Raw genomic sequence first — 20233 nt, 5'->3', positions numbered from 1 at the left:
CTGATTAGAATATTCAACACGTTTATCGCGCCGCGCAGGTGTGTCTCATGCGCGTTCCCTGATCCAAACCGCTTTTCGACCGTGACCGAGTCCGCATCCGTTTCCACCGAAGTCGCCACGCGCCTGCGTTATGTGCGCAAGCGCTATGGTTTGTCGCAGCGCGAACTCGCCAAACGCGCGGGTGTGACGAACGGCGCGATTTCGCTGATCGAGCAAAGTCGCGTCAGTCCCTCAGTGGGATCGCTCAAGAAGCTGCTCGAATGCATTCCGATGAGCCTCGCGGAATTCTTCACCTTCGATCTGAATGAGGGTGCGAGCGTGGTGTCGCGCCGCGACGAGATGCCCAACCTCGGCAACGCGTCGATCGAGCTCTATCTGGCGGGCGCGAACGTGAGGGACCGCAACATGGGTATCCTGCGCGAGGTGTATCAGCCGCTCGCGGATACCGGCCCTGAAATGCTGATTCACGCGGGACACGAGGGCGGCGTCGTGGTGAGCGGCCAGATCGAACTGACCGTCGACGGCACGACGTGGCTGCTCGACCCCGGCGATAGTTACTACTTCGAAAGCCGCCTTCCGCACCGATTTCGCAATCCCAGCGCGACCGACGTCTGCGAAGTGGTGTCGGCGAATTCGCCGCCCACGTTCTGATCGCGCGAAACCGATGCGCCCGAAGCCGCGCGCGCCATGCGATGCGCGGCACGCCGGGCGAATCGCCATTTATTGAGGCATCCTGATGGAAAAGAAAACTCTCGCTTATTGGCAGGACAAGGCCGCGACGCTTTCGATCGAAGGCCGTGCATTCATCGACGGCGCGTATCGCGACGCCTACTCGGGACGCAGCTTCGACTGCGTGAGCCCGATCGACGGCCGCGTGCTCGCGAGCGTGGCCGACTGCGGCGCCGCCGATGTTGACGCAGCGGTCGCCGCCGCGCGCCGCGCCTTCGACGAAGGCGTGTGGGCCGGTCTCAATCCGCGCGCGCGCAAGGCCGTGCTGCTGCGCTGGGCCGCGCTGATGCGCGAGCACCAGGACGAACTCGCGCTGCTCGAAACGCTCGACGCGGGCAAGCCGATCGGCGACACCACCACGGTGGACGTGCCGGGCGCCGCGTATTGCGTGGAATGGTTCGCCGAAGCCATCGACAAGGTGGGCGGCGAAGTCGTGCCCGCCGATCATCATCTCGTGGGCCTCGTCACGCGCGAACCGATCGGCGTGGTCGCGGCCGTGGTGCCGTGGAATTTCCCGATCCTGATGGCGTCGTGGAAGTTCGGCCCGGCGCTCGCGGCGGGCAACAGCGTGGTGCTCAAACCCTCGGAAAAATCGCCGCTCACGGCGATTCGCGTGGCGCAGCTCGCGCACGAAGCGGGCATTCCGGCGGGCGTGTTCAACGTGCTGCCGGGCGGCGGCGAGCCGGGCAAGCTGCTCGGCCTGCATCGCGACGTGGACTGCATCGCGTTCACGGGCTCGACCAACGTCGGCAAGCAGATCATGCAGTACGCGGGCCAGTCGAATCTCAAACGCGTGTGGCTCGAACTCGGCGGCAAGTCGCCGAACATCGTGTTGCCGGATTGCCCCGATCTCGACCGCGCGGCCAACGCGGCGGCGGGCGCGATCTTCTACAACATGGGCGAGATGTGCACGGCGGGTTCGCGTCTGCTCGTGCATCGCGACATCAAGGACGTGTTCCTCGCGAAGCTCGTGGAAGCGGCGAAGGCGTATAAGCCTGGCAATCCTCTCGATCCCGATGTTTCGATGGGCGCGATTGTCGACAAGATCCAGCTCGAACGCGTGCTGAGTTATATCGAAGCGGGCCGCAAGGACTCGAAGCTGCTTTATGGCGGCGAGCGCGTGAACGAGGCGAGCGGCGGCTTCTACGTGGAGCCGACGGTGTTCGACACGCATCACGACGCCCGCATCGCGCGTGAGGAAATCTTCGGGCCGGTGCTCTCGGTGATCACGTTCAGTACGATCGACGAAGCCGTGCGCATCGCCAACGACAGCGACTATGGTCTCGCCGCCGCCGTGTGGACCTCGAATCTCACGAACGCGCACGAGATCGCACGACGCCTGCGCGCGGGCACCGTGTGGGTCAACTGCTACGACGAAGGCGGCGACATGAACTTCCCGTTCGGCGGCTTCAAGGAGTCGGGCAACGGCCGCGACAAGTCGCTGCACGCGCTGGAGAAGTACACGGAGTTGAAGTCGACGCTCGTGCGTCTGCGTTAAGCGTCACCGCGGCGGTGTGGCGGGCATCGATGCTCGCGCGCCGCCGCGTTTTTTCTTCTTCCGATCCCACGACCAAAGGCATCGCATGACGGCCACGCTACACGGCGACGGCGCCATCCGCCGCGACTCGCTGCACGGTTCTTCCATCGAAAATACTTATGCGGGCGTGCTCTCGTTCATGCGCCGCAAGTACACGCGCGAGCTGGACGGCGTGGACGTGGCGATCAGCGGCGTGCCGCTCGATCTGGCGACCACGTTCCGCTCGGGCGCGCGCCTCGGCCCGGCGGCGGTGCGCGCGGCGAGCGTGCAACTGGCGGAGCTGCATCCGTATCCGTGGGGTTTCGATCCGTTCGAGACGCTGGCCGTGACCGATTACGGCGATTGCTGGTTCGACGCGCACAATCCGCTGACGATCAAGCCCGCCATCGTCGAGCATGCGCGCACGATCCTGCGCTCGAACGCGAAGATGCTCACGCTCGGCGGCGATCACTTCATCACGTATCCGCTCCTGATTGCGCACGCGGAGAAGTACGGCAAGCCGCTTTCGCTGATTCACTTCGACGCGCATTGCGACACCTGGCCCGACGATGCGCCCGACAGCCTCAATCACGGCACGATGTTCTACAAGGCCGTGAAAGAAGGGCTGATCGATCCGCAGACCTCGGTGCAGGTCGGCATCCGCACGTGGAACGACGACTTTCTCGGCATCAATGTGCTCGATGCCGCGTGGGTGCACGAGCACGGCCCGCGCGCGGCGCGCGATCGCATTCTGGAGATCGTGGGCGAGCGGCCCGCGTATCTGACCTTCGATATCGACTGTCTGGATCCGGCGTTCGCGCCGGGCACGGGCACGCCGGTGGCGGGCGGGCTGTCGTCGGCGCAGGCGCTGGCGATCGTGCGCGGCCTGGAGGCGCTGAACCTGGTGGGCGCGGATGTGGTGGAGGTCGCGCCCGCCTACGATCAGAGCGAGATCACGGCGCTGGCCGCCGCGCATCTCGCGTGCGATCTGCTGTGCCTGTGGCGGCAGCAGAAGGTTGCGGGGCGCTGAGCCTCGCTGGCGTCGGCTAGCGCTCGACTAGCGCGCCCAGATTGCCGCGCACGCGCTGGAGCATATTGCTGAACTGCTCCGCTTCTTCCGGCGTGAAGCCCGCGAGGGCTTCGGCCTGCACTTCGTCGCCCACGCGGCGCGCGGCCGAGAGCACGCCTTCGGCCTTGGGCGTAAGGCTCGCGAGCAATTCGCGGCGATCGTCGGGATTGGGCGTGCGCACGACCCAGCCCGCTTCTTCCATGCGTTCCAGCAGGCGGCCCGCCGAAATCGGCGCCACTTCGAGCTGCTCGGCGAGGCTCGCCTGGTTCATCGCGCCATAGTGCGCGAGGTACGCAATCATGCGGCACTGCGCGCGCGTGAGATCGAGCGACGACTTCGCAAGCTCGTCGTAACGTTTGCCGTACAGCCGGCCCACATCGACGATCAAGAAGCCAAAGCGTTTTTCGAGGTCGGTAGTGTCGGTAGTCATGGCGCAATTATACGGTCGCGCCGTGGGCGGCTTCGCGCGCGAGGGCCGGGGCGCTTCGGTCGCGTCCTCTCCACATCGACGCGCTTTATCGGCAGTGGTCCCGCGTTTGCCGCGTTTGCCGCTTCTTCATGAATGTTCCCGATTGCGCCGGCGTTTCGGATTCGTATAATAAGCAGGCTTATTATTTCTGTTCGACCTGACCCGACCGCTTATTTACTGCTTACTGACCGCTTACTGATCTCGTCACCCACGCACCCGAACGGCTCACGATGACCGCTGTTACGCAGGACGGCGCCGCCGCATCGCGTCCGGCGCCGCCGCACGACGACGCGCCGCGCAAGGACGCCCCACGCGCGCAAGCCCCGCTCAATCGCGGCATGATCACGCTCTCGATCATGCTGGCGACGCTGATGCAGACGCTCGACAGCACGATCGCCAACGTCGCGCTGCCGCATATGCAGGGCACGCTCTCGGCCTCGCAGGACGAGATCACGTGGGTGCTCACCTCGTACATCGTGGCGGCGGCCATCGCCACGCCGCTCACGGGCTGGCTGGCCGACCGCTACGGCGTGAAGAAGCTGCTGGGCGTCGCCATCGCAGGCTTCACGCTGGCTTCGGCGCTGTGCGGCTTCTCGGAAACGCTCGGCGAAATCGTGCTTTCGCGGCTGCTGCAAGGCATTTTCGGCGCGTCGCTCGTGCCGCTTTCGCAGTCGATTCTTCTCGACATCAACCCGCGCGAGCGCCAGGGCCAGGCCATGGCCGTGTGGGGCATGGGCGTGATGGTCGGGCCGGTGCTCGGGCCGACGCTCGGCGGCTGGCTCACCGACAGCTACAACTGGCGCTGGGTGTTCTTCATCAACGTGCCGATCGGCGCGTTCGCCTTGTTCGGCGTCTCCACCTTCCTGCCCGCGCGCGAGCCGCTGCGCGAATCGCGCTTCGATCTGTTCGGCTTCGCCACGCTCGCGCTCGCCATCGGCGCGTTGCAGGCGATGCTCGACCGCGGCGAACAACTCGACTGGTTCGGCTCGCTGGAGATCCGCATCGAGGCGCTGCTCGCGGTGCTGGCGTTCGCGTTCTTCATCGTGCATACGGCTTCTTCGGGGCCGATGACGTTCTTCCGCTACCAGTTGCTCAAGGACCGCAATTTCGCCACCGGCACGTTCTTCATCTTCGTGATCGGCGCGGTGCTTTACGCCACGCGCGCGCTGCTGCCGCCGATGCTGCAAAACCTGATGGGCTATCCGGTCGCCACCACGGGCCTCGTCACGGCGCCCAGCGGCGCGGGCACGATGATCGCCATGCTGATCGCGGGACGCATGCTCAAGCACGTCGATGCGCGCGCGATGCTGCTGTTCGGCTTCGTGGTCTCAGCGTATGCGCTCTGGCAGATGATGCAGTACACCATCGTGCTGTCGGCCTCCGATATCGTCTGGCCCGGCGTGGTGCAGGGCTTCGGCCTGGGTTTCGTGTTCGTGCCGCTGTCGGCGCTGACGTTTTCCACGCTCACGCCGCAACTGCGCGCCGACGGCACGGCCACGTACAGCCTGATGCGCAATATCGGCAGCAGTATCGGCATCTCGATCGTGCAGACCTTCGTCACGCGTGGCACGCAGGTTGCGCACTCGGATCTCGCCGCCAATATCACGCCGTTCAACCCCGCGGTGCAGCCGATGCTCGAAGCCGGATCGCGAGTCGATCTCGCGCTCCTGAACCAGTCGATCACGCAGCAGGCGACCATGATTGCGTATCTGAACGACTTCAAGATGATGTTCGTCGCCACGCTGCTGGTGATTCCGCTGCTGGTGTTCATCCGGCCTTCCTCGCATGCCGCGGGCGCCGCCGAGGCGAACCACGCGGCCATGGACTGAGACGGATTTGCCGATGAACTGAACCCGTCTCGCCGCTTTTTGTTGTCATGTCGTGCGCGCGGCCGGTCCGCGCGCGATGCTTTTGCCGCTCCTCACTCCGAACTCCGATGCTCTCCGCTGTTTCGATTCTCCTGCCCGTCTTTGGCCTCATCTTCGCGGGCTTCGCCTGCCGCCGCTTCGGCGTGCTCGGTCCCGCCGCCGCTTCCGAACTGAACCGCTTCGTCGTCTGGCTCGCGCTGCCCGCGCTGCTGTTCGACATCCTTGCGCACGCAACGTGGCATGAACTCTTTCAGCCCGCGTTCGTGGCCGCGTTCGGCATCGCCGGGCTCGTGGTGTTCGCGGGCGTGGTGGCGGTGCGTTTGTTCCTCGGCCGGCCGCTCGCCGACGCGAGCATCGACGGCCTCGCCGCCGCCTATCCGAACACAGGCTACGTGGGCTTTCCGCTCTGCATGATCGCGTTCGGGCCGTCGAGCCTCACGCCCACCACCATCGCGACGATCCTCGTGGTGTGCGTGCTGTTCGCCTTCGCCATCGTGCTGATCGAAACGGGGCTGCAAAGCGAGCGCCGTCCGCACCGTCTGCTGATCAAGGTGGCGCGCTCGCTGATGCGCAATCCGCTGCTGGTCGCGCCCGCGCTGGGCGCGCTGATGTCGGGCTTTCACGTGACGATTCCCGCGAGCGGCGAAACCTTCCTCAAGCTGCTCGGCGGCGCGGCGAGCCCGTGCGCGCTGGTGAGCCTCGGTCTTTTTCTCGCCGAGCGCCGCGCGAAAAGCGATACGCCGCAGGAGTCGTCGTGGTGGCTCACGCTCTCGAAGCTGGTCGCGCAGCCCGCGCTGACGTGGCTGCTCGCCGACCGCGTGTTCGGCCTCTCGCCGCAACTGGTGGAGACGGCCGTGCTGCTCGCCGCGCTGCCCACGGGCACCGGGCCGTTCATGCTCGCGGAGTACTACAAGCGCGAGGCGCACGTGACCGGCCGCACGATCCTGCACTCGACGCTCGGCTCGCTCGTCACGCTCACGCTGATCCTGCTGCATCTGCATCACGGCTGACGCGCGAATCGCGTCACGATTGAGCCTGCGAATGCGGCACGCCGTTTGCTGACTGAAAGCCGTCACCCTCGATCAGGAGATTGACGATGAAGCGGCTCACTCGCAGCGGCGCGGCGCTCGCGCTCCTCGTTCTCATGGCGTTCGGCGGCAGCGCCTGCACGCTCGGCGGCGCGGCCGCGGGCGGTTATGTCGGTAACAAAGCGACGAACGGCAGCGCGGTCGGCACCGTCGGCGGCGCGGTCGCGGGCGGTGTGATCGGGCACGAACTCGGCAAGTAACGCCCGCCGCGCGTCACCGTGCACCGATCCGCGCGGTCGCTCGCATCGATGCGCGCGCTACGCCAGTCAAAATTGAGATGAGTTGATTCAAGGCATGGAGTCGCCAGAAACGCACGACTTCTGACCTGAATCGACCTGTTTTCGCACTTCACCAGACTATTCTTCCTACCTGTTCGCGGCCGTCCATCCGACGGCTTCGCACAGGCGGCGAGGCGTTGCGCCGACGCGTCTCGCCAGGTCGTCATCGCAGCCCACACGGCTGCATCACACCTGACTGGGAGAGCGCATGTCTGATGCGAAACCCTCCGGCACCGCTCTCACGAAGGGCGGCGCCGCGAGCAGCAATGAGACGCCGAAAATCGGCGTCGTGCCCGCCACGCTGATGGTGGCCGGCAACATGATGGGCTCGGGCGTGTTCATGCTGCCCGCGAATCTGGCCGCCACCGGCGGCATTTCGATCTTCGGCTGGCTGATCACGGTGGTGGGCGCGGTGTCGCTCGGGCTCGTGTTCGCGAAGCTCGCGGCCATCGACCCGCTCGCGGGCGGCCCTTATGCCTACGCGCGCAAGTCGTTCGGCAACTACGTCGGCTACCAGACCAACCTGATCTACTGGCTCGCCAACGTGCTCGGCAACACCGGGCTCGCGGTCGCGGGCCTCGGCTATCTCACGCACTTTTTCCCTTCGCTGCGCGACCCGCTCACGCTGGCCGCCGCGCAGATCTTCGTCATCTGGCTGCTGACCTACGCGAACATTCTCGGCCCGCAGGTGGTCGCGCGCGTGCAGTCGGTCACGACGATCATCGCGCTGATTCCCATCGTTGGCATGGCGGTGTTCGGCTGGTTCTGGTTCAGCGGCGCGGTCTATATGTCGGGCTGGAACGTGAGTGGCGGCAACGCGTTCAGCGCGATCGGCTCGACGCTGAACTTCACGCTGTGGGCGTTCATCGGCGTGGAAAGCGCCTCGGTGTCTACGGCCGTGGTGGCGAATCCGCAGCGCAACGTGCCGATCGCGACCGTGGGCGGCGTGGTGATCGCGGCCGTCTGCTACGTGCTCAGCTCGACCGTCATCATGGGGATGATCCCGAATAAGGCGCTGATCGCGTCGAACGCGCCGTTCGCCGACGCCGCGCGCGTCGCGCTCGGCAGCACGGCGGCGAACGCGGTGGCGCTGTGCGCGGCGCTCGGCTGTCTGGGCTCGCTCGGCGGCTGGACGCTGCTGGTCGGGCAAACCGCGAAAGCCGCCGCGGACGACGGCCTGTTCGGCAACGTGTTCGCGCGCGTGAACGCGAAGAACGTGCCGTCGGCGGGGCTTGCCATCGTCGCGACGATCATGACCGTGCAGGTGCTCGCCACCATGTCGCCGAACGCGAGCGAGCAGTTCGGCAAGATCGCCTCGATCGCCGTGATCATGACGCTCCTGCCGTACATCTATTCGTGCATCGCGATCAAGGTGATCGGCTACGGGAAGATGTCGCCGCATCAGTTCACGTTCTACACGGTCGTCGGGCTGGTCGGCGCGGTCTACGCGCTCTGGGCGATGGTCGGCTCGGACGGGCAGCAGACGCGCTGGTCGCTGATCTTCGTGATCGCGACGGTGGTGTTCTACGAGCTCTCGGTGAATCGCCAGCGCGAGATCGCCGAGAAGCATCTGCATCCCGGCGGGCGCGCGCCAGGCTGGGTGCGTTACGTGTCGTTCGGCGTCGCCGTGGTGGCGCTCGTCGCGACCTTCTGGATTTCGGTGGGCCACGATCGCGGCCTCACGCTGCGGCCGCGCGTGCCGCTGCCGGGCGTCGCGAGCGCGCCGGCGCAGCCAGGCCCGCCGCCCGCCACGCCCGTCACGCCTTCCACGACCTCGGAGAATGCTTCATGAGCACCGTGTCCCCGCAACACGCGTCGCGCCGCCTCGGCATGCGCGCGCTTTTCGTCCACCCGCAGATCGACGCCGCCACGGCCAACGGACGCGCCGCGCGCGCGCTGATCGACGAGCTGCGCGAACGCCTCGTCGACGTGGTGACCGCCGCGAGCGCCGACGACGCCATCGCCGTGATCGGCGCCGATCCCGGCGTCCAATGCCTGCTGCTCGACTGGGAACTCGGCACGCTCAGCGCCGACGCCGACGCCAGCGAGCACGCCGCCGCGCGCGCCGTGCTCGACGCCTTGCGCGCGCGCAGCGCGACGCTGCCGGTGTTCCTGCTCGCCGACCGCATGAGCGCGGCGGGCGTGCCCGTCGAAGCGATGCGCCAGGCCGACGACTTCATCTGGATGCTCGAAGACACCACCTCGTTCATCGGCGGTCGCATCGTCGCGGCCATCGAGCGTTACCGCGAAACCGTGCTGCCGCCGATGTTCGGCGCGCTCGCGCGCTTCTCGCGCGTCTACGAATATTCGTGGCACACGCCGGGCCACACGGGCGGCACGGCGTTCCTCAAGTCGACGGTCGGCCGCGCGTTCTTCGAGTTCTTCGGCGAGCAGTTGTTTCGCTCCGATCTGTCGATCTCGGTGGGCGAGCTGGGTTCGCTGCTCGATCACAGCGGGCCGATCGGCGCGAGCGAAAAGTACGCCGCGCGCGTGTTCGGCGCGCACCGCAGCTATCACGTGACCAGTGGGTCGTCGACCTCGAACCGCGTGATCGTGATGGCGAGCGTGACGCGCAACGAAGTCGCGCTGTGCGACCGCAATTGCCACAAGTCGGTCGAGCACGCGATGACGCTCGCGGGCGCGATCCCGACCTGGCTCGTGCCGTCGCGCAACCGTTACGGCATCATCGGGCCGATCCTGCCGGAGCGGCTCACGAAGGCGGCCGTGCGGCTCGCCATCGATCACAATCCGCTCGTGAAAGGGCGGCCCGAGGTGAAGCCGAAGCCGGTGCACGCGCTCATCACCAACTCGACTTACGACGGCCTCTGCTACAACGTCGCGCGCGTGGAGGCGTTGCTCGGCGAGAGCGTGGACCGGCTGCACTTCGACGAAGCGTGGTACGGCTACGCGCGTTTCAATCCGCTGTATCGCGAGCGCTTCGCGATGCATGGCGACCCGGCCGATCACGACGCGAGCCGCCCGACCGTGTTCGCGACGCAATCGACGCACAAGCTGCTCGCCGCGCTCTCGCAGGCCTCGTTCATCCACGTGCGCAACGGGCGCGGCGCGATCGGTCACACGCGCTTCAACGAGTCGTTCATGATGCACGCGTCGACTTCGCCGCAGTACGCGATCATCGCCTCGAACGACGTGAGCGCCGCGATGATGGACGGCCCCGGCGGCCTCGCGCTGACGACCGACGCGATGCGCGAGGCCATCGGCTTCCGGCAGATGCTCGCGCGCCTCGCCGCCGGTTTCGACGATCGCGACGACTGGTTCTTCCACGTCTGGCAGCCCAAGACCGTGGTGGACCGCCGTAACGCGCGCCGCTACGCTTTTCACGATGCGCCCGAGGCGCTGCTGTTGCAGGATCCGTCGTGCTGGGTGCTGCACCCGGAAGACGACTGGCACGGCTTCGGCACGATCGAGGACGGCTACTGCATGCTCGATCCGATCAAGGTGTCGATCATCACGCCGGGCGTCGCGCCGCATGGCGGACTGTTGCCGGTGGGCATTCCGGCCAGCGTGGTGACGGCGTATCTGGACCGCCAGGGCATCGTGGTCGAGAAGACCGCGGACTTCACGATCCTGTTCCTGTTCTCGCTGGGCGTGACCAAGGGCAAGTGGGGCACGCTCGTGAACACGCTGCTCGACTTCAAGCGCGACTACGACGTGAACGCGCCGCTCGAACACGTGCTGCCCGACCTCGTCGATCAGCATCCGCAGCGCTATGCGGGCATCGGACTGCGCGAACTGTGCGACCGCATGTTCGCGGCGATGCGCGATTTGCGCACGACCGCGCTGATGGCGCAGGCGTTTTCGACACTGCCGCGTCCCGATTGCAGTCCCGCCGAGGCCTATGAGCAACTCGTGCACAACGAGATCGATACGCTCGAACTCGGACGCATGGACGGGCGCACGGTGGCGACCGGCGTGGTGCCGTATCCGCCCGGCATTCCGCTGCTGATGCCTGGCGAAAACGCGGGCGATGCGGATGGTCCTTTCCTTGGCTATCTGAAGGCGCTGGAAGCGTTCGACCGGCGGTTTCCGGGCTTCACGCACGATATCCACGGCGTGGAGGCGGAAGACGGCGTGTATCGCGTCGCGTGCTTGAGGAAGGGCGCGTTGAACGCCTGAGCGCGCGGCGGCCGTAGTCGCGAGGCGCAAAAGAAACGGGCCGATCGTGTGATCGGCCCGCTTTTTATCGGCGAAGCTATGTGCGCGATTAGTTCGGCATCCTCATTTCACCGCGCCGAGCGCCAGCCCCTTCACCATATAACGTTGCAGCCACGCGAACACCACCGAAACCGGCAGCGTGGCCGCGAGCGTGGCGGCCATCACCAGTTCCCATTCGACCGTATACTTGCCCGCGACCATGTCGGTGACCTGCACGGTCAGCGTCTTGTTCTCGGGCGAGCGGATCAGCGTGTAGACCACGGCGAACTCGTTCCAGGCGCTGATGAACGTGAAGATGGCCGTGACCACCACGGCCGGAATCGCGAGCGGCAGGAACACGCGGAACACCGCGCCCGTGCGGCTGCTTCCTTCGAGCCACGCCGATTCTTCGAGGTCGCGCGGCACGGTCTGGAAATACGACGAGAGCATCCACACCGCGAACGCGATATTGAACGCCGCATACGAGACGATCACGCCGAGCTTCGAATCGACGAGATTGCCGTCGCCGTACGGAATCATCGCGGCGAGGCGGAACAGGCCGACCACCAGCAGGATCGGCGAGAGCATCTGCGTGACCAGCAGGAACTGGCGATACGCGCCGCGTCCGCGAAACGGAAAGCGCGCGAGCGCGTAGGCGGCGGGCAGGCTCACCGCGAGCGCGAGCGCCGTGGAGAGAAACGAGATCACGATGCTGTTGCGCAGCGCGACGCCGAAGTTCGCGGCCTGCCACATATCGACGTAATTTTCCCAGCGCCAATGTTGCGGCAGCCAGCGCGCCGGATAGACGAACACTTCGTTGGCGGGCTTGAACGAGGTGAAGAACATCACCGCGAACGGGAACAGCACCGCGACGACCAGCGGCGAGAGCGCGAGCCAGCACCAGAGCGAGCGTTTGAGCTTGCGGTTCATGCGAGGTCTCCTTCGGCGCCGCCGCTGCGCTTCGCCTGCACGCGCAGATATGCGACCGAAAACGCGAACAGGATCACGAGCATGATCAGCGAGACCGCCGCCGCTTCGCCCGGACGCCCGAGCCGGAAGCCGAGTTCGTAGAGATAGGTGACGAGGATGTGCGTGCTGTCGTCGGGGCCGCCCTGCGTCATCACCCAGATGATCGGAAACGAGTTGAACACGTAGATCACGTTGAGCAGGATCGCCATGTTGATGAAGGGCTTGAGCAGCGGCAGCGTGAGCTGGCGGAACTGCTGCCAGGCGCTCGCGCCGTCGATGCGCGCGGCTTCGTAGATGTCGCCCGGCACCGAAGAGAGGCCGCCCAGAAAGATCGTGGTGGTGAACGGAATCGACACCAATATGCCGACGGCGATCTCCACCGGAAACGCGTATTCGGGCGTGGCGAGCCAGTGGATCGGCCCGGCGATCAGGCCGAGTTTTTGCAGCGTGACGTTGACCATGCCGTAGTCGTCGTTGAAGGCCCAGCGCCAGACCACGGCGGTCATTGTGAGCGAGACCGACCACGGCAGCATGACGATCGTGCGCGCGATGCCGCGCCCGTAGAAGTCCTGGTTCAGCACGAGCGCGACCGGCACGGAGATCGCCACCGTGCCCACCACGACGCAGACCGTCCAGATGATCGTGTTCTTCAGCGCGCTCAGGAACACGGGGTCGCCGAACACGTTGAGGAAGTTTTGCAGCCCGCTGAAATCGCGGATCTGGCCGAAGCGCGACACGTCGTGCAGCGACTGCCAGATGATGTTGAAGATCGGATAGCTGATGATGAACAGCGCGAGCGCGAGGCTCGGCACGATCAGCAGCCAGGGCGCGCGGGGCGCGGAAACGTTGCGGGCAGCGCGGTCGGAGCGGCTCATGCTGGGGCTTTGGCGTGCGCGTGTGGGGTCGGGGGCGGCGCCGTTAGCCGTTGCGGCTCGCGGTGTCGGCTTCAGGGGACCCGTGGTCATGTCGTGAGGCGTCCGGTCAGTCGGTGAATCAACGTGCGGCAACCGGCGCGACGCGTAGCGGGAGTGCGTGCTACGCGTCGCGCCGGTCAGGGCCGCGGTCACACTCCGCGGCGAGACGGCTGCATGCTTACTTGCCGAGCGACTTGTTCGCTTCGGTTGCGGCCTGGTTCAGCGCGTCGGCGGGCTTGGCCTTGCCGAGATAGATCGACTGCATTGCGTTGGACACGGCCTTGGCGGTGTCTTCCCAGCCCGTCACGGTCGGCGCGAACTTCGCGTGCGGCAGCAGCGCGACGAAGGCCTTCGTGTCCGGGTCCTGGAACGCCGGATCGCCCGCTTCGGCCTTGGTCGTCGGCAGGAAGCCTTCCGTGCTCGTGAATTCCACGCGCGGCTGCTTCGTGAACAGGAAGTCGAGGAACTTCCAGGCGCTTTTCTTCACCTTCGAGTTCTTGAACATCATGATCGAGTCGGTGACCGCGTAGGTCGCGGGCGTGGTCGCAACCGGAATCGGATCGATGCCGTACTTGATGTTCGGCGCTTCCTTCTTCAACTGCTTGGCGAGGAACGGCGCGGAGATCATCATCGCCACGCGGCCCTGCTTGAAGAGGTTCTGCACGTCTTCGCGGCTGTAGCCCGTCACGCCCGGCTCCGTGAGACCTTCGTCGATCATGGTCTTGTAGAGCGTGGCGGCCTTCACGCCGGCCGCCGAATTGAACGCGGCCTTGTTGTCCTTGCCCACCACGTCGCCGCCGTGCGTCCACAGCGCGTAGTAGAAGTACACGTCGGTTTCGATTTCCTTGCCTTGCAGACCGAAGCCCGCGATGCCCTTCGCCTTGAGTTTCTTCGAGGCGTCGATCACATCGTTCCAGGTCTTCGGACCGTTCGGATAGCCCACCGAGGCGAGCATGTCCTTGTTGTAGTACAGCGCGCGCGCCGACGCCGCGATCGGCAGGCCGTAGATCTTGCCGTTGATCTCGCCCGGCGCGAGGAACGGGCCGATGAAGCGGCCCTTGAAGTTCGCGTCCATGTACGGATCGAGCGGCTCGGCGATGTCGTCCTTGACGAAGTCGAGCAGCCAGCGCGTGCCGATGATGGCGAGGTCGGCGTTGGCGCCGCCGGAGATGTCGGTCTGAAGTTTCTGTTGCAGCGAGTCCCAGTTCACGTCTTCGATCTTGATGGTCGTGCCGGGATTGGCGGCCTCGAACTGCTTGGCCATTTTCTCGAAGTACGGCGCCGTGGCGTCGCTGTAGTGCGCGACGGTCACGCGTACCGTGTCGGCGTGCGCCGCGACGGCGATGCCGGCGAACGCGAGCGCGGCGGCCAGCTTGCCGAGCGTGAGGGTTGCACGTTGCTGAAACGACATTCTCGTTCTCCTGGGTGGTCTTCCTGTTTTATTGCACCGACTGCCGCCGCCTGGATGGGCGCGTTTTTTTGCTGCCTGTTTTTGTGCCAGTTGCCTTGTTTGAAAAAATCCTACAGGATGAAAAAAACGTTGTCACCTGGGAATCGCGATATTGTTTTCTGCTCCTGAATTTGCCTAACATGCCGTAAAACAGGGGGAAATCATGCAGTGCAATATGTGGGACGCCTGCGTGTCAACTCGCGGCGGAGTGCAGGCGAAACGATATTTAACGTAAGTCTGTTGGAAATTTACAGGCCCGCTGGCGCGCACGCCGGCGGGCTTTTCAGTCGATACGCGGAGAGTTCGAACATGAGCCGTGTGGTGCTGGTGACGGGCGCGAGCGGCGGCATCGGCCGCGCGCTGTGCAAGCGGTTTCTCGATGGCGGCGACACCGTGCTCGCGCTCGACCGCGACGCGGCGGGCGTGCAGCAACTCGCCGACGCCTTCGGCGCGCAACGCCTCGAAGCGCTGGCCGCCGACGTGAGCGATCCGCTCGCGATGGCCGACGCCGTGGCGCGCGGCGTGGCGGCGCGCGGGCCGGTGGACGTGGCGGTGGCGAACGCGGGCGGCGCGCTCGGCACGACGCTCGCGCATACCGACGCGGCCAGCTGGCGGCGCGACGTCGACCTCAATCTCAACGGCACGTACAACACGATCGAAACCGTGCGGGCCGCGATGATCGAACGCCAGCGCGGCGTGCTGGTGCTGATCGGTTCGGTGAACGGCTTGAGCGCGCTCGGGCATCCCGCGTACAGCGCCGCGAAGGCGGGCCTCGTGAGCTACACGAAGGCGCTCGCGATGGAACTCGGGCCGCATGGCATCCGCGCGAACATCGTGTGTCCGGGCACCGTGAAAACGCCCGCGTGGCGCGCGCGCGTCGAGCAGAATCCGCAAATCTTCGAACAGCTAAGTAAATGGTATCCACTCGGCGACGTGGCCGAACCCGAGGATATCGCCGACGCCGTGCATTTCCTCGCCTCGCCACAGGCGCGCGTGATTACCGGCGTGGCCTTGCCGGTGGACGCGGGCCTCATGGCGGGCAACCGGCTGATGGCGAACGAGCTGACGCTCGATCCGTTCTGAGCGTTCGCATCCGCGCTTTCACACAATGCCCTGAAAAAAGCAGGAAAACACACGCAAGCAGCGACAACAGCCCACGAGGACAGCATGGCAGCGGTACAACTGAACGGCATCTACAAGCGCTACGGCGACACGCAGGTCGTGCACGGCGTCGACCTCGACATCGAGGACGGCGAGTTCGTCGTGCTGGTCGGACCGTCGGGCTGCGGCAAGACCACTTTGATGCGCATGATCGCGGGTCTCGAAGATATTTCGGGCGGCGACCTCACGATCGGCGGCACGCGCGCGAACGCGCTGCCGCCGCAGCAGCGCAACATCTCGATGGTGTTCCAGAGCTACGCGCTCTATCCGCATCTCTCGGTCTACGACAACATCGCGTTCGGCCCGCGCATCCGCAAGGAACGCGAGGACGGCTTCAAGCCGCGCATCGAAGCCGCCGCGAAGATGCTCAATCTCTCGAACTATCTCGACCGCCTGCCGCGCGCGCTTTCGGGCGGCCAGCGCCAGCGCGTGGCGATGGGCCGCGCCGTGGTGCGCGAGCCTGCGCTGTTCCTGTTCGACGAACCGCTCTCGAATCTCGACGCCAAGCTGCGCGTGCAGATGCGCACCGAAATCAAGGCGCTGCATCAGCGGCTGCGCAACACGGTCGTCTACGTTACGCACGACCAGATCGAAGCGATGACGATGGCCGACCGCATCGTCGTGATGAACGCGGGGCGCATCGAGCAGATCGGCAAGCCGCTCGATCTCTACGACAAGCCCGGCAATCTGTTCGTAGCGAGCTTTCTCGGCTCGCCGTCGATGAACTTCGCGTCGGGCAGCGTGATGAGCGACGCGCGCGGCACGGCGCTCGTGCTCGACGACGGCGTGCGCATCGCGTTGCCCGAAGGCGGCGCGCCAGCGGGCGCGCGCGTGACGCTGGGGATTCGTCCCGAGCACGTCGAAACGCACACGGGCGAGGTGCCGTTCGCCGTCGACGTGATCGAGCCGACTGGCGCGGAAACGCACTTGTACGGGAAAATAGGCGGCCAAACATGGTGCGTCACGACCCGCGCGCGGCCCGGCATCGAACCGGGCCAGCGCATGACGCTCGGTCTGCCTCTCGCGCATCTGCATCTGTTCGACACCGAAAGCGGCAAGCGTCTCGATTGAAGCACTGAACCCGGGCATCGGGCGTCTCGCATCTTCCACGGCTCAACCCACGGAACATAGCTTGCCGGTCTCCAACCTGATCCATCACATCCGCAATGTCGCGGAGTCGCTGCGGCCCGCCGAACGCAAGGTCGCGGAGATGGTGCTCGCCGACATCGACTTCGCGATGCGCGCGAGCATCACCGAACTCGCGTTGCGCGCGGACGTCTCCGAGCCGTCGGTCACGCGCTTTTGCCGCGCGGTGGGCGCGCACGGCCTGCGCGACTTCAAGATGCGGCTCGCGCAGAGCGCGGCGGGCGGCGTGCCGTTTTCCGCCACGGACGACGCGGCGGGCGGCGAGCCCACGCAGATCGGCTCGCTGCTCGACAAGGTCGCCGACGCCGTGGTGCAGGGCGTGATGCACGCGCGCGCCTCGCTCGATCCGGCGGTGTTCGAGGCGGCGGTGGCGGCGCTCGGCAGCGCGCGGCGGGTATTTTTCTTCGGCGTGGGCGCGGGCTCGGGGCTGGTCGCGAACGACGCGGCGCTGCGCTTTCTGCGTCTGGATGTGGCCGCGAGCGCGTTCACCGACGGGCATCTGCAGCGTCTCTACGCGGGCCTGCTCGAACCCGGCGACGTGGCCTTCGCGATCTCGCAGTCGGGCCGCAGCGTGGAAGTGAACGAGAGCATCCAGATCGCCAAGGAGCGCGGCGCGACCACCATTGCGCTGACGAATGCGGGCTCGCGGCTCGCGTGGGTCGTCGATATTCCGCTGCTGCTGCGCGTGCCGGCTTCCGGCATGGCGGCGGACGAACCGCACGCGCCGGGCGTGTCGCGTATCGCGCATCTCGCGGTGATCGACGCGCTCGCGCTGGGCGTCTCGCTCGGGCTCGGGCCGAAGACGCTCGCCAAGATGCGCGACGCGCAGGCGCGCAGCGACTCGGACAGCGCGGGCGAAGTGAAGGCCTAACGCACGCGCTTGCGCAGCTTCACCGGCATCGTGTCCGGCACCATCGTGAACGCCGACACCTCTTTGATCTGCGCGGGATCGATCGCCAGTTCGATTTCGAATTCGTTCATCAGCATCGACAGCGCGAGACGCATTTCCACCGTCGCCAGATGGCGTCCGGGGCACACGCGCGGCCCCGCGCCGAATTGCAGATACGCGCGCACGTCATGCGCGCCCGCTTGCTCGGCTTGCTCGCCCTTGCGCATCCATCGCCACGGATCGTAACGCTGCGGATCGGCGAAATTTTTCGCGTCGACCATCGCGGGCCGCGCGACGAAGAACATGCGCGTGCCCTTCGGCAGCGCGACGTTGTCGACCACCACGTCTTCGAGCGGCTCGAACGAATGCACGGCGGCCACCGGACGCAGACGCGTCGCTTCGATCGCGATCGCTTCGAAAATGTCGAGGTCCTTCAGCGTGGCGTAGTCGGGGCACACGGGCGCGTCGCCGATCACGCGGCGCGCTTCCTCGCCCAGATGCGTCTGCAACGCGGGATCGGCGGCCAGATAGGGCAGCGTCCACGCGATCGAATCGGCGGTCGTGTCCTCGCCCGCGAGCAGCAGCGTGAGCACGTTGGCGCGAATCTGCGCATCGGAAATCGACTCGCCGTCGTGTTGCTGCTGCTGCACGAGCATCGCTTCGAGCAGATTGCGCGGCAACTCCGACGGCTCGTCGCGCATCCGCGCGCGGGCGCGCGCCATCATCGAGTCGATGTAGCGGTGCACTTCGGCCAGCGACTGATCGAGCTTGCGGTCGCTGGGCAGCTTGAACACGCGCCAGTACGGAAACAGCGCGTTGATGCGGCCCATCACGGCGGGCAGGATGCGTTCGAGATGCTCCTGGATCGCGCCGTGATCCTGTTCGAGCGTGCGCGGATCTTCGCCGAACGCGAGCGCGCTCGTGACGTCGACGGTGTAGCGCTTGAGGTCGTCGGTCATCTCGACGGTCTCGCCGCGCTCGGCCGCGCGCAGCCAGCGCGCGCGCAGACGCTGCGTGATGTCCGCGAGCGTCGGATAGAACGCTTTGATGTTCGGGATCGAGAGCGCCTGCATCACGAGCCGCCGGTGCGATTCCCACTGCACGCCTTCGGAGGAAAACAGGCCGTTCGCGCCCATTTCGTCGAACACGCTTTCGATCGGCTGATAGCGGCGATAGCGGTGCGGGCGCTCGCGCATGATCGACTGGATCAACTCGGTGTCGGTCCAGATCGTGATGGGGATGCTGCCCACCTGGAAGCGGTACGGCGTGCCGAGTTCCTCGGCCCAGCGTTCGAGAATCTGATGCAGCCGCGTGGGTTCGAGTTGCAGCAGGTTGCCGATCAGCGGCAGGCCGCGCGGGCAGGGCAGGTCGGCGACCTGGCGCAGCGCGGTGGCGGAACCGGTACCGGTGGAGGCGGTGCTCATGAGGCTGTCCTTGTGATGGAGCCGCCTTGCGTGTCGACGCGGATCAAGGCGCTCAGGCGCGCGGCGGCGCTTGAGCGTTGCGCGTCAATCGTCTGACGGAAGCCGATTATAGCGGCGCTGCGGCCGCGCCCGCCATGTAGCCGAAGCGCCGCGAGAGGCGCTCGGAAGCCGCCATCAGCAAGGACGCGCAGTTGCCATCGCGCGTGGTGTCGAGGTTGCCCGACGGCCCCATCAGCGCGAGCACGAGGCAGACGCTGCCGGTGTGGTCGAACACGGGCGCGGCGACCGTGCTGATGCCGGGAATCGGCTTGTCGAGCGCGGTGTCGAGCCCTTGCGCGCGGATCGCGGCGAGGCGTTCGGCGTAGGCGGCGTCGTTGGCCGCGTTCGTTGCGTTGGTCGCGTTCGTCGCGTTCGTCGCGTTGGTCGCGCCCGCGAGCCGCAAACCGTCCTGCGCGAGCAGCGCGGCGCGCACGTCGTCGTCGAACCAGGCGGCGAACACGCGGCCGATCGCCGTGTTGACGATCGACATGACGGTGCCGGGCCGCAGGCTCACGTGCAGCGGCCGCGTGGATTCTTCGAGCCGCACGACGGTTGGCCCGAGCGGCCCCTGCACCGCGAGCGCGACGCTCATGCCGGTCGCGGCGGCGAGGCCGACGAGTTCGGCGTCGGCTTCACGCACCGGCGAGAGACGCGCGAGTCCGAGCAGGCCCAGTTCGAGGCTGAGCGGCCCCGCGCCGTAGCGGCCCGCTTCGTCGCGTTCGAGCAGGCCGGTTTTCAGCAGGCTCACGAGGTGCGGAAAGGCCTTCGCGCTCGGCATGCCCGCCGCCGCCGCGAGGTCGCGCAGCGCGAGCGGCTGCCCCGCCGCGACGAGCGCGGCCAGCAGGTCGCCGGTCGCGTCGAGCGCCTGGATGCCGCGCTGGGTTTTTTCGCTGCCGGCGGCGTCGGTGTGCGCCGGGGTGTCGATGGACGCTTCGGCGTCGGGCGTGGGTCGGGCGGACTTCGGCATGGTCAATTCGATGTCGATGAAAACGCGGCGCGTGCGATTGCGTCAGTGGCCTCGCGCAGCGCGCGCACGAGCGCGCCGTCGGCCCGCACGTCGAGCGCGCCG

The 20233-nt window shown here is 66.5% G+C and carries 17 protein-coding genes; 11 read left to right on the top strand and 6 right to left on the bottom strand.

Annotated elements, in window-relative coordinates; genetic code table 11:
• Nucleotides 1-81: 81 nt before the first annotated feature.
• The 3 genes from LDO54_RS24010 (at nucleotide 82) to speB (ending at nucleotide 3275) form a co-directional block, all read left to right on the top strand.
• Nucleotides 82-651, top strand: coding sequence for a cupin domain-containing protein (locus LDO54_RS24010; RefSeq protein WP_224013170.1), 570 nt, complete (start codon nucleotides 82-84; stop codon nucleotides 649-651).
• 85 nt (nucleotides 652-736) lie between these two features.
• Entirely contained in the window at nucleotides 737-2227 is a 1491-nt protein-coding gene (locus tag LDO54_RS24005; RefSeq protein ID WP_224013169.1) for an aldehyde dehydrogenase, read from the top strand.
• An 85-nt stretch (nucleotides 2228-2312) separates the two neighbouring features.
• Nucleotides 2313-3275: an agmatinase gene (gene speB / locus LDO54_RS24000; protein WP_224013168.1), complete on the top strand. Its 963-nt coding sequence runs from the start codon at nucleotides 2313-2315 to the stop codon at nucleotides 3273-3275.
• Between the two features lie 16 nt (nucleotides 3276-3291).
• Here the strand turns inward: speB and LDO54_RS23995 are convergent, their stop codons facing one another.
• Complete coding sequence (locus tag LDO54_RS23995) at nucleotides 3292-3744, bottom strand: MarR family winged helix-turn-helix transcriptional regulator (protein ID WP_224013167.1); 453 nt, start codon at nucleotides 3742-3744, stop codon at nucleotides 3292-3294.
• 377 nt (nucleotides 3745-4121) lie between these two features.
• Between LDO54_RS23995 and LDO54_RS23990 the strand changes: the two genes are divergently transcribed.
• From LDO54_RS23990 to LDO54_RS23970, 5 genes are all read left to right on the top strand, one after another.
• On the top strand, nucleotides 4122-5612 hold the full coding sequence (locus tag LDO54_RS23990; protein ID WP_224013258.1) for a DHA2 family efflux MFS transporter permease subunit: 1491 nt from the start codon (nucleotides 4122-4124) through the stop codon (nucleotides 5610-5612).
• A 107-nt stretch (nucleotides 5613-5719) separates the two neighbouring features.
• Nucleotides 5720-6661 (top strand): AEC family transporter, encoded by a 942-nt coding sequence (locus tag LDO54_RS23985; protein WP_224013166.1) that lies wholly within the window; start codon nucleotides 5720-5722, stop codon nucleotides 6659-6661.
• A gap of 86 nt (nucleotides 6662-6747) precedes the next feature.
• Nucleotides 6748-6939, top strand: coding sequence for a glycine zipper 2TM domain-containing protein (locus LDO54_RS23980; protein ID WP_224013165.1), 192 nt, complete (start codon nucleotides 6748-6750; stop codon nucleotides 6937-6939).
• A gap of 286 nt (nucleotides 6940-7225) precedes the next feature.
• A complete protein-coding gene (gene adiC / locus LDO54_RS23975; RefSeq protein WP_224013164.1) occupies nucleotides 7226-8809 on the top strand; it encodes an arginine/agmatine antiporter in 1584 nt (527 codons plus the stop codon).
• Nucleotides 8806-11154: an Orn/Lys/Arg decarboxylase N-terminal domain-containing protein gene (locus LDO54_RS23970; RefSeq protein WP_224013163.1), complete on the top strand. Its 2349-nt coding sequence runs from the start codon at nucleotides 8806-8808 to the stop codon at nucleotides 11152-11154. Before adiC ends, LDO54_RS23970 begins: the two co-directional genes overlap by 4 nt.
• Nucleotides 11155-11256: 102 nt before the next feature.
• Here LDO54_RS23970 and LDO54_RS23965 read toward each other — a convergent pair whose 3' ends face one another.
• The 3 genes from LDO54_RS23965 to LDO54_RS23955 form a co-directional block, all read right to left on the bottom strand.
• A complete protein-coding gene (locus LDO54_RS23965; RefSeq protein WP_065057562.1) occupies nucleotides 11257-12102 on the bottom strand; it encodes a carbohydrate ABC transporter permease in 846 nt (281 codons plus the stop codon).
• Complete coding sequence (locus tag LDO54_RS23960; RefSeq protein WP_224013162.1) at nucleotides 12099-13016, bottom strand: carbohydrate ABC transporter permease; 918 nt, start codon at nucleotides 13014-13016, stop codon at nucleotides 12099-12101. Before LDO54_RS23960 ends, LDO54_RS23965 begins: the two co-directional genes overlap by 4 nt.
• A gap of 217 nt (nucleotides 13017-13233) precedes the next feature.
• Nucleotides 13234-14466, bottom strand: coding sequence for an ABC transporter substrate-binding protein (locus LDO54_RS23955; RefSeq protein WP_224013161.1), 1233 nt, complete (start codon nucleotides 14464-14466; stop codon nucleotides 13234-13236).
• A 348-nt stretch (nucleotides 14467-14814) separates the two neighbouring features.
• Between LDO54_RS23955 and LDO54_RS23950 the strand changes: the two genes are divergently transcribed.
• The 3 genes from LDO54_RS23950 to LDO54_RS23940 all read left to right on the top strand — a co-directional run bounded on the left by LDO54_RS23950 (nucleotide 14815) and on the right by LDO54_RS23940 (nucleotide 17683).
• A complete protein-coding gene (locus tag LDO54_RS23950; RefSeq protein WP_224013160.1) occupies nucleotides 14815-15588 on the top strand; it encodes an SDR family oxidoreductase in 774 nt (257 codons plus the stop codon).
• An 84-nt stretch (nucleotides 15589-15672) separates the two neighbouring features.
• Nucleotides 15673-16737 (top strand): ABC transporter ATP-binding protein, encoded by a 1065-nt coding sequence (locus tag LDO54_RS23945; protein WP_224013159.1) that lies wholly within the window; start codon nucleotides 15673-15675, stop codon nucleotides 16735-16737.
• Between the two features lie 61 nt (nucleotides 16738-16798).
• A complete protein-coding gene (locus LDO54_RS23940) occupies nucleotides 16799-17683 on the top strand; it encodes a MurR/RpiR family transcriptional regulator (RefSeq protein WP_224013158.1) in 885 nt (294 codons plus the stop codon).
• Here the strand turns inward: LDO54_RS23940 and LDO54_RS23935 are convergent.
• On the bottom strand, nucleotides 17680-19125 hold the full coding sequence (locus LDO54_RS23935; protein ID WP_224013157.1) for a cytochrome P450: 1446 nt from the start codon (nucleotides 19123-19125) through the stop codon (nucleotides 17680-17682). The genes LDO54_RS23940 and LDO54_RS23935 overlap by 4 nt on opposite strands.
• Nucleotides 19126-19231: 106 nt before the next feature.
• Complete coding sequence (locus tag LDO54_RS23930) at nucleotides 19232-20131, bottom strand: IclR family transcriptional regulator (RefSeq protein ID WP_224013156.1); 900 nt, start codon at nucleotides 20129-20131, stop codon at nucleotides 19232-19234.
• Nucleotides 20132-20233 lie beyond the last annotated feature (102 nt).

Source organism: Paraburkholderia tropica (genome assembly GCF_914484835.1).
GTDB classification, from domain to species: Bacteria; Pseudomonadota; Gammaproteobacteria; order Burkholderiales; family Burkholderiaceae; genus Paraburkholderia; species Paraburkholderia tropica_A.
Note: the sequence above shows the minus strand (reverse complement) of the source record. Positions and strands in the feature narration are given on the sequence as shown.

What these genes read in the sequence shown, in the direction of transcription:
- LDO54_RS23965 (WP_065057562.1), bottom strand. Translation starts at nt 12,102, where the DNA reads ATGAACCGCAAGCTCAAACGCTCGCTCTGGTGCTGGCTCGCGCTCTCG.
- LDO54_RS23960 (WP_224013162.1), bottom strand. Translation starts at nt 13,016, where the DNA reads ATGAGCCGCTCCGACCGCGCTGCCCGCAACGTTTCCGCGCCCCGCGCG.
- LDO54_RS23935 (WP_224013157.1), bottom strand. Translation starts at nt 19,125, where the DNA reads ATGAGCACCGCCTCCACCGGTACCGGTTCCGCCACCGCGCTGCGCCAG.
- LDO54_RS23945 (WP_224013159.1), top strand. Translation starts at nt 15,673, where the DNA reads ATGGCAGCGGTACAACTGAACGGCATCTACAAGCGCTACGGCGACACG.
- LDO54_RS23980 (WP_224013165.1), top strand. Translation starts at nt 6,748, where the DNA reads ATGAAGCGGCTCACTCGCAGCGGCGCGGCGCTCGCGCTCCTCGTTCTC.
- LDO54_RS23985 (WP_224013166.1), top strand. Translation starts at nt 5,720, where the DNA reads ATGCTCTCCGCTGTTTCGATTCTCCTGCCCGTCTTTGGCCTCATCTTC.
- LDO54_RS24005 (WP_224013169.1), top strand. Translation starts at nt 737, where the DNA reads ATGGAAAAGAAAACTCTCGCTTATTGGCAGGACAAGGCCGCGACGCTT.
- LDO54_RS23955 (WP_224013161.1), bottom strand. Translation starts at nt 14,466, where the DNA reads ATGTCGTTTCAGCAACGTGCAACCCTCACGCTCGGCAAGCTGGCCGCC.
- speB (WP_224013168.1), top strand. Translation starts at nt 2,313, where the DNA reads ATGACGGCCACGCTACACGGCGACGGCGCCATCCGCCGCGACTCGCTG.
- LDO54_RS23970 (WP_224013163.1), top strand. Translation starts at nt 8,806, where the DNA reads ATGAGCACCGTGTCCCCGCAACACGCGTCGCGCCGCCTCGGCATGCGC.
- adiC (WP_224013164.1), top strand. Translation starts at nt 7,226, where the DNA reads ATGTCTGATGCGAAACCCTCCGGCACCGCTCTCACGAAGGGCGGCGCC.
- LDO54_RS23990 (WP_224013258.1), top strand. Translation starts at nt 4,122, where the DNA reads ATGATCACGCTCTCGATCATGCTGGCGACGCTGATGCAGACGCTCGAC.
- LDO54_RS23995 (WP_224013167.1), bottom strand. Translation starts at nt 3,744, where the DNA reads ATGACTACCGACACTACCGACCTCGAAAAACGCTTTGGCTTCTTGATC.
- LDO54_RS23930 (WP_224013156.1), bottom strand. Translation starts at nt 20,131, where the DNA reads ATGCCGAAGTCCGCCCGACCCACGCCCGACGCCGAAGCGTCCATCGAC.
- LDO54_RS23950 (WP_224013160.1), top strand. Translation starts at nt 14,815, where the DNA reads ATGAGCCGTGTGGTGCTGGTGACGGGCGCGAGCGGCGGCATCGGCCGC.